We start from the raw sequence: 14,275 nt of genomic DNA, 5'->3' as shown, positions 1-14,275 counted from the left end.
GTGGGTTCCTCGTTTTTCTCTGCTTTTCCCTTCTCCCCGCTGGAGAGAAGGGCGAAAGCTAGTTGGTCACTTGCCCGGCAGCGATTCCACATAGGCAAGCGCCGCATCGAGCAGACGCCGTCTCAGAGCATCGTCGCCGTAAGCCTCGGCGGAGGCGCGCAGCCAGCCGTGCATGACTCGCTCGCCCATCAGCATCCGGGTTACGCCCGGCAGCGCCAGCGCCCAATCATCATTGCCCTTGCCGAGACGGATCAGCATGCCGTCACTGCGCGCGCCGCAGAGAAGATTGCCGTTCAGCAGGAAGGCGCGGCCGCCGAACATGGATTTTTCGCTGAGGCCAGGACGATCATCGAGTTCCTCGCGCAGCAGTTCTTCAAGGCCGGGATCGCGTGCCATGGCTCAGGCCTTCGCCGCCAGCGCATAACGCGCGATCTCGATACCCATCGCCTTTTCGACGACGGGATAAACTGTCGGATCGAGCACGCTGGCCGAGAGCGGAATGATGTCCATCGGCACATGCAGGATGAAGACATGCATACCTTCCTGCAACTGCCCGACGCTCAGCGGCTCGCCCTCCGGCGACAGCGTAGTGATCACGGCCGGGAAGGTGGCAAGCCGCCCGCCATCCGCATCGTCCACGGCCATATATTCGTTCATCACATGCAGGGTCACCGATTTGTCGCCCGAGCCGACGACGATGGTGCCGATATCGAAGGCCTCCTTGGTATAGACGACGTCCTTCCGGGTGATGACGCCTTCGGCAAGGATATGTCCGCCCGTCGTTTTGCAGATCGCATCAATGACCGCTGGCCCGCCGCGCTTCTCCGCCGCGATGATCGCTTCGCCGAGCGCAAGCGCCATCGAGATGCCGCCGAGGGCCGCATGTGCCCGGACATAGGAAGCCCGGAGCGGATTGCGGCAGCTGGCGATGAAACCGCCGGACTGATCGGCGGCGGCGCGCAGCACCGGCGAGATCTTCGCCGTCGCGCCCTTCACCACCAGCTCGATGTAACGGTTCTCGGCCCTGTTGCCGCCGACGGCGGTCTGGATCATCGGCTCGGGTGAGGCGGCCATCCCGATCGACCCCATGTCGCCGGTCGGGTGCGCGCGGATGTCGCCGACGGCATCGACTACCTTGGTGCCGAGGATCGCCGATGGCAGCCAGCCGTTCAGCGTCGAGGATTTGCCGTTCTGGCCGATGATCAGTCCGGAAAGCCTTTCGCCGAGCGCCTCCTGCAGCAATTGCACCGCCTTCACATAATCGACGCCCTGCATTTCCCAGGGCGTGGTGGAAGCCGGCGCGCCGATCGCGGCCGCCGTGGCGACCCAGTCGTCATCCTTCAACTCGTCGATCGAGACCAGCTCCGGTTTGCCGATGGTGACGGCCGCATGCCCGAGCATCCGCCCGTGCTCAGCCCAGCCGCCACCGCCGGCGGCATAGACGGAGCCGCCTTTGACGGCGGCTTCCACGTCCTTCTCAACCAGTATGCGTCCCATCGGCCTTCTCCCGCTTCGAATCCTTGTCCATCTCGCGCACCGCTTGGAAAAGCACGGCGGTGCCGAGCGCGATATCGTCATTGTCGGCCCATTCGTCGGGGCAATGGCTGCGGCCTTCCCGGCAGGGCACGAAGATCATTGCCGCCGGCGCCACCTTGGCGATCCAGGCGGTATCGTGCCCTGCGCCGGAGGCCATGCGCCGGTATTTTGCGCCGACGCGGTCGCAGGCGGTCTCCAGCGTCGAAAGCAGCGCGGCATCGCTTGGCGTCGGCAGATTGTCGGAAACCCGATTCGGCGGCTCGATCGTAACGCCATAGGCGGTTGCCAGCTTTTCGACATGGCCCTCGAGCCAGCGGCAGAAGGCCTCCATGTCGGCGCGGATTTCCGCGCGCCCGTCGATCAGCAGCACGACCTTCGAGGGCACGACATTGGCGGCATTCGGCTCGATCCTGAACTCGCCGACCGTCGCCGCGAAATGCCCCGGCGTGTTGGCAAGCTCGGCGGCGGCGTTGCGGATGTCGAGCACTAGCTGCGAGGCCGCCACCAGAGCATCCGCCCGCCTGTCCATCGGCGTCGTGCCGGCATGGTCGGCCCGCCCCTCGACGGTGATCTCGATGCGGGTAATGCCGGAGATTGCCGTGACGATGCCGATATCCTCCCTTTCGGCTTCGAGCACTGGCCCCTGTTCGATATGGAGCTCCAGGAAGCCTGCCAGATCGGGTCGCTTCTGCTGTCCCAGCACGCCCGGCTCGCCGCCCACTTGGGCGATGCCGCCGGCAAGATCGAGCCCGCCGCTTGCCCGCGACAGCCAGGCCTCCGGCAACTGTCCGGTCATGCCGCGGCTGCCGATGCAGGAGACGCCGAAGATGCTGACCTCTTCGGCAAGGAAATCGACGATCTCAAGATCATGGTCGAGTTCCAGGCCGTGGTCATGCAGCGCCCGCGCCACCTCGAGCGCCGCAACCACGCCGGCAATGCCGTCGAAGCGGCCACCCTCCGGCACCGTGTCGGAGTGCGAGCCGATCATGATCGTGCCGAGCCAGGGCTTCCTGCCGGTGCGCCGGCCGATCAGATTGCCGGCGGCATCGATCCGTGTTTCCAGCCCTGCCGCCTTCATTCGTGTCTCGATATAGGCCCGGCCTTCCAGAAACAGCGGCGTGAAAGCCCGACGTGTCCAGGAGCGCCCCGGCTCGGTGATATCGGCAAGCGCCTGGATATCTTCAGCGATCCGGTCGGCATTGACGGGAAGATTGCGGCTCATGCGGCGGCTCCCGAAATGACCTGGCGCGGCGGCGGCCGGATGAACCGGCCAGTGCCGGGCTCGGCCAATACCTTCCCGCCCTCGGCGATCTTTTCGCCGCGCAGATAGGTGGCGGAAACGGTCCAGGGCAGGCGGATGCCGTTATAGGGGCTCCAGCCGACGACATTGTTGCCGCTCGCAGCCGCATCGTAGACGCTTCCGCGCGGCTCCAGCACGGTAATGTCGGCGTCCTTGCCTGGGGCCAGCGCCCCTTTGATATGGTCGAGCCGGAAATGTTTCGCCGGGTTCTCGGCCATCAGCCGCGCGGCCCAGGTCAGGGGAATGCCGCGCTCGAAAGCGCCTTTGACGAATAGGGGCACCATCACCTCGAGACCGGGAACGCCGGATGCGTTGGCGAGCATGTCGGGATCGGTCTTGCGGTTCTCCGACCAGCTGACGTGATCGGTCGAGACCAACCAGACATCGCCTTCGGCCACCTTCCGCCAGAGCCTCTCCACCTCGGCGCGCGGCCGCACCGGCGGGTTGATCTTCGCCTTGCCGCCGAGGCGCCTCACATCGTTTTCCTCGTCGAGCGTCAGGTAATGGATGCAGCATTCGACTGTCGCGGCAAAAGCATCGCGGCGATAGGCGCGGGCGATATCGTAGCCGCGCCCGAGCGAGCAATGCACCACATGCGCGGGGCAGCCGGTATTGGCGCCGGTCTCGAAGATCGTGTGCATCGCCAGGAGCTCGGTGATTGGCGGCCGTGACAGACCATGCGCCCGCCAGTCAGTGATGCCGCTCGCCTTCACCTGTTCCATATAGCTGCGCACCGCCTCGTCATCCTCGTTATGCACGCCTGCCGTCAGCCCGGTCGGCGCGATTGCGGCAAAGCAGGCGTCGAGCAGGGCGGGGGGAATGCGCGGAAAACGTTTGGGATCGGTGCCGAAGGTCGAAAACTTGAAGGCGGCGACGCCGGCCTCAACCATCTCCCGGATTCGCGCTGGGCCTTCTTGCGGATCGATGGTGCCGTAAAGGGCAAAATCGACGCGCGCCTGCGGGGCGGCATGGTCGATCTTCCGCTTGACGGCCGCCGCCGAGCAGACGAGGTTGCCCTCGTCATAAGGCATGTCGACGATCGTGGTCACGCCGCCGGCCGCTGCCGACCGCGTCGACCAGACGAAATCCTCCTGATCCTTCTGGGAAAGCGAATGCACCTGCGCGTCGATGGCGCCGGGCAGGATCAACGCTCTTCCGAGCAGATGCCGTTCGCGCGCCGCAGGCGGGACGCCGAGGCCGACTTCGGCGATCTTGCCGGCGTGCACGGCGACATAACCCGCTTCGACGATGCGGTCCGGCAGCACCACCGTGCCCTGCAGAACGAGATCGAAGTCCATGCCGCTTCCTCCTAGACTGACGTCGGAACCGCTGTCGGCCGAAACGTGATGCCAAAGTTTGAAACGTCTTTCGGACGGCATCACGCATCGATGGGTTAATGTAGAGCAGAATTGAGATTTTGGGCCTCGGCCCGCAATCATCCTGCTCGGCTTGCCAAGCGCCCTTCGATGGGCTCCGGCGAGCCGAGTGCGAAGAAATCGTCGAAGGAGGCGATCGGAACCTGCTCGGTCAGTTTCGCGAGAAAGTCGTCCGATCCGAGCTCTTCCTCGATCGCCTCCACTTCGGCCGATAGCGGCCGGTCGACGGTATAAAAGGCCGCATGTTTGCGAACGACGTCGTAGAGCATGCCGGCCACGCCCTTCGGCTCATCGCCGAGAATGTCGACCGCCTGGGCAGACAGCAGCGCCTCGAGCGCCGCCAGGCGCTTCAGTGCCTGCATCTGCCGCTCGAAGCGCTCGATGACCAGCGGCAAGAAGGCGGCCTCATCCTCCAGGCCGGCCGCAACCACCAGCGACTGCGCCGAAACGGGGCCGGACATCGACAGGACGCGCGAGAAGATTTCGCCGGCAAGCTTGATGATCGGCCCGAAGCCGGTGGCAATCCGTCCCGACGGCACGAGGTTGACCGGCAGGTCGCGCCGTTGCCCGTTGCCGAGAATGACACAGCGGTTGAAGGCGTTGCGCGCCGCATGCGCCATGCAGAGTGCGGCCGATTCGAGCAGGATCGTCACATCGAGCGGAAGCGAACCGCCTGATGTCATCACCCGCCCCTCGACGACGACGGGATTGTCGTCCGAGCGTCCGGTGGCGGCGAGAATCTTGTGGCCGGTCGAAAGCAGATTTTCGATGACGGCGCCGAATACCTGGGCGATCATGCGCAGGCTGAGCGGATCCTGCACATGCGTTGCAACAGGCCAGTCCCATTCGTCCGACGCGTTGCAGAGCCAGGCGCCGATCAGTGCCTCACGCGCAGTGCCGACATGGCGTACCGCCTTCCAGGGATCACGGGAGGCGCCGAGCGCACCCGATGCCATCATCCCGGTGGCGAGCAGAATGCGGATCGAGGCCGCGGCATTGCGCGTCGTTTCCGCCGCCGCCGCAAAGCTCACTGCATTGACGCTGAGCGAAGCGAGGCTGTCGCGCGGCGCCATCCGCACCGGTTCCAGCCCCGCAGCCCGGAAAGCGTCGGCCGCCTGCATCCGGCTGCCGCGATAGACCGCTTCGCCGACACCGGTCAACACAGCACCGATCTGCCCCATCAGGCCGATATCGGCGCAGCCGATCGAGCCGGTGCGGCGCACGACCGGGATGAGATCGGCCTCGAGCATCCTTATATAGGCGTCGATCAGCTCCGGCGTGCAGCCGACCTGGCCGGTCAGCGCCGTGTTGACGCGGATTGCCATGGCGTTGCGCACGACATTGCAGGAAAAGGGCGTGCCGGTGCCGAAATGATGGGCGCGCACCAGGCCGAGATTGAAGGTGTCGAGTTCGTCGGCCGACCACTCCACATCCTTCATGGCGCCCACGCCCGTCGTCGATCCGTAAACGGGCGTGCCGGCGGCAATCGCGTCCTCGACGATTTCGCGGGCAATCGCGATGCGGGCCATGCCGGTTGGTGAAGCCGAAATCCTCGCCTTGCCGGCACCAATCGTCACCATCTCGGCAAAACCGAGCGGCCGTCCGGAAAGTTCGATGCCAAGGCGTTCGTGCATGTGCCGTATCTCCTAAACTGCGAGACTAAGCCAGCCCTCTGTCACATGGGATATCCTAAATGCCGAACACAGCATGTTGTCGGAGCGGTCAGCTCAACATCCAGGCAATATAGAGGAGCGTCAATGCGATCACCCAGAGCGCGATCCTGCCCGAGCGGTTGTGCCGCGCCTCGGCCTTGCCGATCGCCTCGGCCGTCTGATCGTCGAAACGCAGGCCGTGTTCGCTCATATGCAGCAGCTGATGGTGGAATTTCTCGGTTTTTGCTGCGATTTCGGGCGCAGCTTCGGCGAGCTTGACCGCCGCCTTCAGCCCATCCTTGAGATCGGTGACGATCCGTTTCGGGCCGAGATTGGTGCGGATCCAGTCGCCGACGACGGGCTCGGAGGCCTTCCACATATTGAAACGCGGGTTGAGCATGCGCGACACGCCCTCGACCACGACCATGGTCTTCTGCAGCATCACCAGCTCCGGCCGTGTCGCCATGTCGAAGAGTTCGGTCACTTCGAACAGCAGCGTCAGCAGCTTGCCCATCGAGATCGTTTCGGCCGGCTGACCGTGGATCGGCTCGCCGATCGCCCGGATCGCCTGGGCGAAGCTTTCGACATTGTGGTGGCCGGGCACGTAGCCGGCCTCGAAATGCACCTCTGCGACACGGATGTAATCGCGGGTGATGAAGCCATAGAGGATTTCGGCGAGGAACCGCCGCTCCTTCTTGCCGAGCCGCCCGACAATACCCATGTCGACCGCGACGATCATGCCGCCGGCATCGACGAAGAGATTGCCGGGATGCATGTCCGCATGGAAGAAACCGTCGCGCAGCGTGTGGCGCAGGAAAGACTGGATCAGCGTGTCGGCGAGCAGGTTGAGGTCATGGCCGGCCGCGCGCAGCCCCTCGACGTCGGACATTCTCGTGCCGTCGATCCATTCCATGGTGATGACGTCGCGGCCCGTGCGCTCCCAGTCGACCTTCGGCACGCGAAAGCCGGGATCGCTGTCGGTGTTTTCGGCAATCTCCGAAAGCGCTGCGGCCTCAAGGCGAAGATCCATCTCCACCTTCGTCGTCTGTTCCAGCGTCTTCGTCACCTCGACCGGCCGCAGCCGCCGGCTGGAGGGCATGAAGCGCTCCTGCATATGAGCGACCAGGTACATTGCCTCGATGTCATGGACAAAACGCTGGCGCACGCCCGGTCGGACGACTTTGACGGCGACCTTCCTTCGGCCTTCTGTCGTTTCGACTTCGGCGGGGTGCACCTGCGCGATCGAGGCGGCGGCGATCGGCTCGCCGAAGCTCGCATAGAGTTCATCGACCGGCCGCCCGAGCGATCCTTCGATATTCGCCTTTGCGGCCGCCGAGGGAAAGAAGGCCATCCGGTCCTGTAACTGAGACAGGTCGTTGGCGAATTCGACGCCGACGACGTCAGGCCGCGTGGCCAGGAACTGACCGATCTTGACATAGGAGGGGCCGAGCCGCTCGACGGCCTGTGCCAGCCGATCGCTGCGCTTCTGATACCGCGCCCTGCCGCGCTCGAAAATCGTGACGAAGGATTTGGCAAGTGCGACCGAAGGCGGCAGGCCTTCGGACGGCAGGGCCGACACGACGCCTTCGCGCACGAGCACCCAGCCGACGCGCCAAAGGCGAAAATAGGCTCCGAAAGTGCTCATGCTGAAGTGCCTCGCCGAGGGAGGTTCGTCTTCTTTTCCTTCATTCCCTCAGAGCTTCCAGCCGGAATGGAGCGCGGCGATGCCGCCGGTATAATTGGTATAGGTGACGCGCGAAAAACCAGCCTGTCGGATCATCGCCGCGAAATTCTCCTGGTTCGGAAACTTGCGGATCGATTCAACGAGATACTGGTAGGGTTCGGCATCGCCGGTAATCGCCTTGCCGAATTGCGGAATGGCGTTGAACGACCAGGCGTCATAAATCTTGTCGAGAAGCGGCATGTCGACTTCCGAAAACTCGAGGACCAGCAGCCGACCGCCGCGTTTCAACACGCGATAGGCCTCGGACAGCGCCTTGTCGATCCTCGGCACGTTGCGGATGCCGAAGGCGATCGTATAGGCATCGAAGCTGGCGGCCTCAAACGGCAGTTCCTCGGCATTCGCCTCAATGAAGGTGAGATTGTCGGAAAGCTTCTTCTTTGCCGCCCGTTCGGCGCCGACGCCAAGCATCGAGCCGTTGATATCGAGCACCGTCGCATGTGCCTGCCGACCAGAGGCCTCGATGATGCGAAAGGCGATGTCGCCGGTGCCGCCGGCAACGTCGAGCACCTTGTAGCCTGGCTCCTTGCGCGGGTTGAGCGCCGAGATCATCGCATCTTTCCAGACCCGGTGCATGCCCATCGACATGACGTCGTTCATGATGTCGTAGCGCTTGGCGACCTTGTGGAATACCTGGTTGACCAGACCCTGTTTCTCGCCGCCCGGCACCTCGCGGAAGCCGTAAGAGGTCTCCATGCCGCCATCGGCGGAAGTGCGGCTTTCTGACATCAGGCTGCTCCGTTCCTTGAAGATCGGCGCGGCGACCGTAGCGAAAGACCGCGCGCGACGTTATCACTGGACCGCGCTCTCCGCGGCACATGGCGCTATAGCGCACATCGTCCTCGGTTGAAACACGTTCGATAGAGATGGGTTAAGATGCCGGAATTGCCAGAAGTCGAAACCGTCAAACGCGGCCTGGCGCCGGCGATGGAAGGCGCTCTGGTTGCCAGGCTGGAACTGCGGCGCAAGGATTTGCGCTTCCCCTTTCCCGATGCCTTGGCGGACAGGGTTTCCGGACGCACCATCGTCGGTCTCGGCCGCCGCGCAAAATATTTGCTGATCGATCTCGACGACGGCAACACGCTGATTTCCCATCTCGGTATGTCCGGTTCCTTTCGCATCGAAGAGGGCGCCGCCTCCGCAACGCCGGGGCAATTCCACCACGCACGCTCGAAGGACGAGAAACACGATCATGTCGTTTTTCATCTGCAGGGTCCGGACGGCGTTCGCCGCGTCATCTACAACGACCCGCGCCGCTTCGGCTTCATGGATATGGTCGGACGCGCCGATCTTGCCGCCCATCCCTTCTTCCGCGATCTCGGCCCGGAGCCGACGGGAAACGAACTCGGCGCCGCCTATCTGGCCGAACGCTTCCGGGACAAGGCGCAGCCGCTGAAGAGCGCGCTACTCGACCAGAAGAACATTGCCGGTCTCGGCAATATATATGTATGCGAGGCGTTGTGGCGCGCGCATTTGTCGCCGCTGCGTGCCGCCGGCACGCTGGTGACGCCCGGCGGCCGGCCGAAGCAGCAGCTCGACCTGCTGGTCGCCTCGATCCGCGACGTCATCGCCGATGCGATCGCCGCCGGCGGCTCGTCGCTGCGAGACCATATCCAGGCCGACGGATCGCTCGGCTATTTCCAGCATTCCTTCTCCGTCTATGATCGCGAAGGTGAGGCTTGCGGCACGCCCGGCTGCGGCAGTACGGTCGGTCGCATCGTGCAGGCGGGCCGCTCCACCTTCTATTGCGCCGCCTGTCAGAAGTAACAGTGAGAAACCGGGAGAGCAGCATGGCTTACGAGACCTTGATCGTGGAAACCCGAGGCACTGTCGGCCTCGTCACGCTGAACCGCCCGCAGGCGCTGAACGCGCTGAACTCCACTGTGCTGAGGGAACTGAAGCAGGCCTATGCCGCTTTCCATGAAGACGATACCGTCGGTGCGATCGTGCTCACCGGCTCCGAACGCGCTTTTGCCGCCGGTGCCGACATCAAGGAGATGCAGTCGCTTCAGTTCGCCGATATCTATAAGAGTGATTTCATCAGCGGCTGGGATGACGTCGCCAAGGCGCGCAAGCCTGTCATCGCTGCCGTCAGTGGCTTTGCTCTCGGCGGTGGCTGCGAACTTGCCATGATGTGCGATTTCATTATCGCCTCGGAGACCGCGAAGTTCGGCCAGCCGGAGATCACCCTTGGCGTCATTCCCGGCATGGGCGGCTCGCAGCGGCTGACGCGCGCCGTCGGCAAGGCGAAGGCCATGGACCTGATCCTGACCGGCCGCGTGATGGATGCGGCCGAGGCGGAACGATCCGGACTCGTTTCGCGTGTGGTGGCGCCCGAGCGTCTCATCGACGAGGCTTTGGCCGCGGCCGAAAAGATCGCCTCGCTTTCACAGCCCTCGGTCATGATGGCCAAGGAGGCGGTCAGCCGCGCCTTCGAGACGACGCTGGAGGAAGGGTTGCGGTTCGAACGCCGCCTGTTTCATAGTCTCTTTGCCACGGACGATCAGAAAGAAGGCATGGCCGCCTTCATCGAGAAGCGCAAACCTGCCTTCAAGCACCGTTGAATCCTTTTCGGCGCTTGCTGCCGGAAAGCTTGAAAATCCGCGTTGACGCGGGCCGGCTTTAGGGTTATATGCCCGCCCACGGTTCGGAAAGCCGCTCTGGTTTTCCGCGATTGCTCCCGTATTGCTGGATTTGGTGGCCGCAGGGCCCGCGGTAATGGCGGAGTTTGTTCGAATTCTTGAGAGAGGCATCCATGGCCAATACAACTTCGGCGAAAAAAGCGACCCGCAAGATCGCCCGCCGTACCGACGTCAATAAGGCTCGTCGCTCGCGCGTGCGTACTTTCGTTCGCCAGGTCGAAGAGGCCATCGCATCCGGTGACGCCGACAAGGCGAAGGCAGCTTTCCTGGCCGCTCAGCCGGAACTCGCCCGCGCCGCCAGCAAGGGTGTGCTGCACTCCAACACGGCATCGCGCAAGGTCTCTCGCCTGGCCGCTCGTGTGAAGGCTCTGTCGGTCTCCACGACCGCGTAATAATCCATTAACGACCTCCTCGTTATGATTAGCCCGGTAATTTTACCGGGCTTTTTCGATTCCGCCGAACAACCTCTGCATGGTAAATCTCACGACTGTTTCGTGTCAGTGCCATGACATGAAAAAGACTTTAAAAACAAGTGCTTGCGCAAGGATGCTTTCCCGTTGCGCGACTCTGGCCGAACCTTTGCGGATCACGGGCGAGTCAAGAAGATTTTTATTTTTTTTCTTTCTTTGCGTGTCAAAATAGCCCGAATGGGGAATCTCTTTGATTCAACTGCGATTCTTTTTTGACGCTGGTGTGACGCCCGAAAAGGGCGGCCGGAGTCAATGGCCGCATCTTAATTTTGCGTAAAATTCATCGTTGATCTTGCCATTTGATCCTGCCTAAATGGCGTCCAACAGAGGGCGCGGACATCACCTGCAGAGTTCGGTCTTAACTGCCACGTCGGCAGGGCGATGAATTTGTGCCATCTGTTACGGAGCCTTGCGCTTCCGTTTTTTCAAGCACTTGACGGATTTGGGCCGTAACGTGGCTGTTACGGGACAGGGATGTTTTGTGCCTATGGCAACCACACGTTTAACGTGAGGCTGCCGGATAGGGATAGTAATATTGCGTTCGGGCTGGTCGGCCGAAAACGAGGATTGACCGACAGCCTGGCACGGAAAGCCGATGAAGGCGCCGCATGAATGCGGTACCTGCAATGGACTTCTGTGTCGTGTTTGAGTGAACCGGCAGGCGAGTGGCTTCATGAGGATGCCGCCAGCCCGTCAAAGCGGGGAATGATCGGGCGGCTGTTTTAGCGGAGGCCGCCCGGTGGAATTGAAAGGCGGCATTATGCAGATGAATACGATGATGGCAGGCGGGCTCGACAATGGGGATGCGGCACCGCAAGCGTTCGGCTCCATGCGCCAGGAAGTGGGGGAAGCTAAGGCGGAAATGAAGCAGAGCATTTTGTTTGAGCGCGTCAGCGCGCGCTTGAAGGCCCAGGTCGGTCCTGACGTCTATGCCAGCTGGTTTGCCAGGTTGAAGCTGCATTCGGTCTCGAAGAGCGTCGTTCGCCTTTCTGTTCCCACGACCTTCCTGAAGTCGTGGATCAACAATCGTTATCTCGATCTCATCACCGGTCTGTTCCAGGCCGAAGACCCGGAAATCCTGAAAATCGAAATCCTGGTGCGCACCGCAACGCGCAGCGGCATGAAGGCCGTCGACGAGGTGGTCCAGCCCGAGACGGCTGCTCCTGCGCAGATGCGCCGTCCGCCGAGCGCCCAGCCGGCCGGTCAGGCCGTCCAGCAGGCAGTTTCGGCCGTTGCCGCCGCAAGGCCCGCAAGCCTCGGTACCCCGCTGTTCGGCTCGCCGCTCGACAGCCGTTTCACCTTCGATACCTTCGTGGAAGGCAGCTCGAACCGCGTCGCGCTTGCGGCTGCCAAAACGATCGCGGAAGTCGGCTCCGGCGCCGTACGGTTCAATCCGCTGTTTGTCCATTCGACGGTCGGGCTCGGCAAGACTCATCTCTTGCAGGCGATCGCCAATGCGGCGGTCCAGAACCCGCGGGCCCTGCGTGTCGTCTATCTGACGGCCGAATATTTCATGTGGCGCTTCGCCACGGCGATCCGCGACAACGACGCGCTGACGCTGAAAGACTCGTTGCGCAACATCGACCTCTTGATCATCGATGACATGCAGTTCCTGCAGGGCAAGATGATCCAGCATGAATTCTGCCATCTCCTGAATATGCTGCTCGACAGCGCCAAGCAGGTCGTCGTCGCCGCCGACCGCGCGCCATGGGAGCTGGAGTCGCTCGATCCGCGCGTCCGCTCGCGCCTGCAGGGCGGTGTTGCCATCGAACTCGACGCGCCGGATTATGAAATGCGCCTCGAAATCCTCAAGCGGCGCCTGGCCGCGGCCCGGCTCGAGGACCCCTCTCTCGAAATTCCCGCAGACCTCCTGCAGCATGTCGCCCGCAATATCACGGCCAGCGGCCGGGAACTCGAAGGCGCCTTCAACCAGCTGATCTTCCGCCGCTCCTTCGAGCCGAACCTGTCGATCGAGCGCGTCGACGAATTGCTCGCCCATCTCGTCGGTTCGGGCGAACCGCGCCGTGTACGCATCGAGGATATCCAGCGCATCGTCGCCAGGCATTACAACGTCTCGCGCCAGGAACTGGTCTCCAATCGGCGCACCCGCGTGATCGTCAAGCCGCGCCAGATCGCCATGTATCTGTCGAAGACGCTGACGCCGCGCTCCTTTCCGGAAATCGGCCGCCGCTTCGGCGGGCGCGATCACACGACCGTGCTGCATGCCGTGCGCAAGATCGAGGAGCTGATATCAGGTGACACCAAGCTTTCGCACGAAATCGAGCTGCTGAAGCGGCTGATCAACGAGTAATCGGCGGACCTGTCGGGAAATTTGACGGCTGGAAGCGATTCCAGCCGTTTTCCTTTATAAGCTTTTTATTCTATACCTCCCCGCGTCCAAGAAGAGCGCCGAACGGCGCATGGGAGGGAATGAATGAGTTTCGAAAAGATCGCCGTTCTCGGCCTCGGCAAGGTCGGGCGGCTGGCGGCAACGCTGTTGCATGAAGGCGGCTTCAAGGTCATTGGTGTCGATGCGCAACTGCCCCTGGGCGAGCTGCCCTTTACATGCCGCGCAGGCGACATATCCGATCCGCAGGTGATCGGCGAACTGCTCTCGAACGTTGAGGCGGTGCTGTCTTGCCTGCCCTATCACCTGAACATCGAGCTGGCTCGCGCTGCCCATCTTGCCGGCATTCATTACTTCGATCTGACGGAAGACGTCCCAACCACCAATTTCATCATCGAACTGTCGAAGACCGCCCGCGGACTTATGGCGCCGCAATGCGGCCTGGCGCCCGGTTTCGTCGGCATCGTCGGCGCAAGCCTGGCCGACGGCTTCGATCGCTGCCGATCGATCCGCATGCGCGTCGGCGCCCTGCCGCAGCATCCCACGGGTCTTCTCGGCTATGCCTTCAACTGGTCGCCGGAAGGCGTCGTCAACGAATATCTGAATGATTGCGAGGTCATCGAGGGCGGCGTGCGCAAGCTCGTCTCGCCGATGGAGTGGCACGAGACCATCTATGTCGGTGGTGTCAAGCTCGAAGCATTCACGACATCGGGCGGCCTCGGCACCATGTGCGACACCATGCTCGGCACGGTTGACAATCTCGACTACAAGACCATGCGTTATCCCGGCCATATGGAGCTGATGAACTTCTTCTTCCATGAGCTCTTGATGCGCGACAAGCGCAAGCTCGCCGGCGAGATCCTGACCAATGCCAAGCCGCCTGTCGAAGACGATGTCGTCTACGTGCACGTGGCCGGGGAAGGCACGGAGAACGGCAGCCTGCGTCGCAAGGAATTCGTGCGCGCTTATTACCCGATCGAGATCGCCGGCGCCCGCCGCACAGCGATCGCCTGGACGACGTCGGCCTCGGTCGTCGCCGTCATCGAGATGGTCCGCGATGGTCTCTTGCCGGCGTCCGGTTTCCTGCACCAGGAACACATTCCGCTGGAGATGTTCCTGAAGACGCCGACCGGCAGCCTCTTCAAGGCAGGCGCCACCAGCCACGGCTGAGAAGATTTTTCGGCGCGGGCAGCGATATCGTTACCGCGCCG

General features: G+C 62.8%; 12 protein-coding genes. 5 read left to right on the top strand and 7 right to left on the bottom strand.

Translation table 11 applies throughout. The annotated features are described in order from the left end of the window. Positions 1–66: 66 nt before the first annotated feature. The 7 genes from AC13QO_RS00465 to ubiE all read right to left on the bottom strand — a co-directional run bounded on the left by AC13QO_RS00465 (position 67) and on the right by ubiE (position 8,334). Positions 67–396 (bottom strand): TfoX/Sxy family protein, encoded by a 330-nt coding sequence (locus tag AC13QO_RS00465; RefSeq protein ID WP_020920210.1) that lies wholly within the window; start codon positions 394–396, stop codon positions 67–69. A gap of 3 nt (positions 397–399) precedes the next feature. After that, positions 400–1,497 (bottom strand): thiohydantoin desulfurase, encoded by a 1,098-nt coding sequence (ertC, locus tag AC13QO_RS00460; RefSeq protein ID WP_488539658.1) that lies wholly within the window; start codon positions 1,495–1,497, stop codon positions 400–402. Continuing rightward, the gene (locus AC13QO_RS00455) at positions 1,478–2,758 is read right to left on the bottom strand and encodes a Zn-dependent hydrolase (RefSeq protein ID WP_488539657.1); all 1,281 of its coding nucleotides are present in this window, start codon (positions 2,756–2,758) and stop codon (positions 1,478–1,480) included. Before AC13QO_RS00455 ends, ertC begins: the two co-directional genes overlap by 20 nt. Then, on the bottom strand, positions 2,755–4,134 hold the full coding sequence (ertD, locus tag AC13QO_RS00450; RefSeq protein ID WP_488539656.1) for a hydantoin-5-propionate amidohydrolase: 1,380 nt from the start codon (positions 4,132–4,134) through the stop codon (positions 2,755–2,757). The genes AC13QO_RS00455 and ertD overlap by 4 nt, the downstream gene beginning before the upstream one ends. Positions 4,135–4,271: 137 nt before the next feature. Continuing rightward, on the bottom strand, positions 4,272–5,846 hold the full coding sequence (locus AC13QO_RS00445) for an aromatic amino acid lyase (RefSeq protein ID WP_488539655.1): 1,575 nt from the start codon (positions 5,844–5,846) through the stop codon (positions 4,272–4,274). A gap of 88 nt (positions 5,847–5,934) precedes the next feature. Continuing rightward, positions 5,935–7,509, bottom strand: a complete 1,575-nt coding sequence (ubiB, locus tag AC13QO_RS00440) for a 2-polyprenylphenol 6-hydroxylase (protein WP_488539654.1) — start codon at positions 7,507–7,509, stop codon at positions 5,935–5,937. Positions 7,510–7,557: 48 nt separating this feature from the next. Further along, on the bottom strand, positions 7,558–8,334 hold the full coding sequence (gene ubiE / locus AC13QO_RS00435) for a bifunctional demethylmenaquinone methyltransferase/2-methoxy-6-polyprenyl-1,4-benzoquinol methylase UbiE (RefSeq protein ID WP_488539653.1): 777 nt from the start codon (positions 8,332–8,334) through the stop codon (positions 7,558–7,560). A gap of 147 nt (positions 8,335–8,481) precedes the next feature. Between ubiE and mutM the strand changes: the two genes are divergently transcribed. The 5 genes from mutM to AC13QO_RS00410 all read left to right on the top strand — a co-directional run bounded on the left by mutM (position 8,482) and on the right by AC13QO_RS00410 (position 14,234). After that, positions 8,482–9,372 (top strand): bifunctional DNA-formamidopyrimidine glycosylase/DNA-(apurinic or apyrimidinic site) lyase, encoded by an 891-nt coding sequence (gene mutM / locus AC13QO_RS00430; RefSeq protein WP_285191918.1) that lies wholly within the window; start codon positions 8,482–8,484, stop codon positions 9,370–9,372. Positions 9,373–9,395: 23 nt separating this feature from the next. Further along, positions 9,396–10,169, top strand: coding sequence for an enoyl-CoA hydratase (locus AC13QO_RS00425; protein WP_285191917.1), 774 nt, complete (start codon positions 9,396–9,398; stop codon positions 10,167–10,169). Positions 10,170–10,360: 191 nt separating this feature from the next. After that, positions 10,361–10,639: a 30S ribosomal protein S20 gene (rpsT, locus tag AC13QO_RS00420; RefSeq protein ID WP_064800423.1), complete on the top strand. Its 279-nt coding sequence runs from the start codon at positions 10,361–10,363 to the stop codon at positions 10,637–10,639. An 838-nt stretch (positions 10,640–11,477) separates the two neighbouring features. Further along, positions 11,478–13,028 carry a chromosomal replication initiator protein DnaA gene (gene dnaA, locus AC13QO_RS00415; RefSeq protein WP_488539746.1) on the top strand — a complete coding sequence of 517 codons (1,551 nt, stop codon included), beginning with the start codon at positions 11,478–11,480 and terminating at the stop codon, positions 13,026–13,028. Positions 13,029–13,151: 123 nt separating this feature from the next. Beyond that, a complete protein-coding gene (locus AC13QO_RS00410) occupies positions 13,152–14,234 on the top strand; it encodes a saccharopine dehydrogenase family protein (protein ID WP_488539652.1) in 1,083 nt (360 codons plus the stop codon). The last annotated feature ends 41 nt before the right edge of the window (positions 14,235–14,275 follow it).

It is taken from the genome of Rhizobium sp. CNPSo 3670, assembly GCF_057784555.1.
Note: the sequence above shows the minus strand (reverse complement) of the source record. Positions and strands in the feature narration are given on the sequence as shown.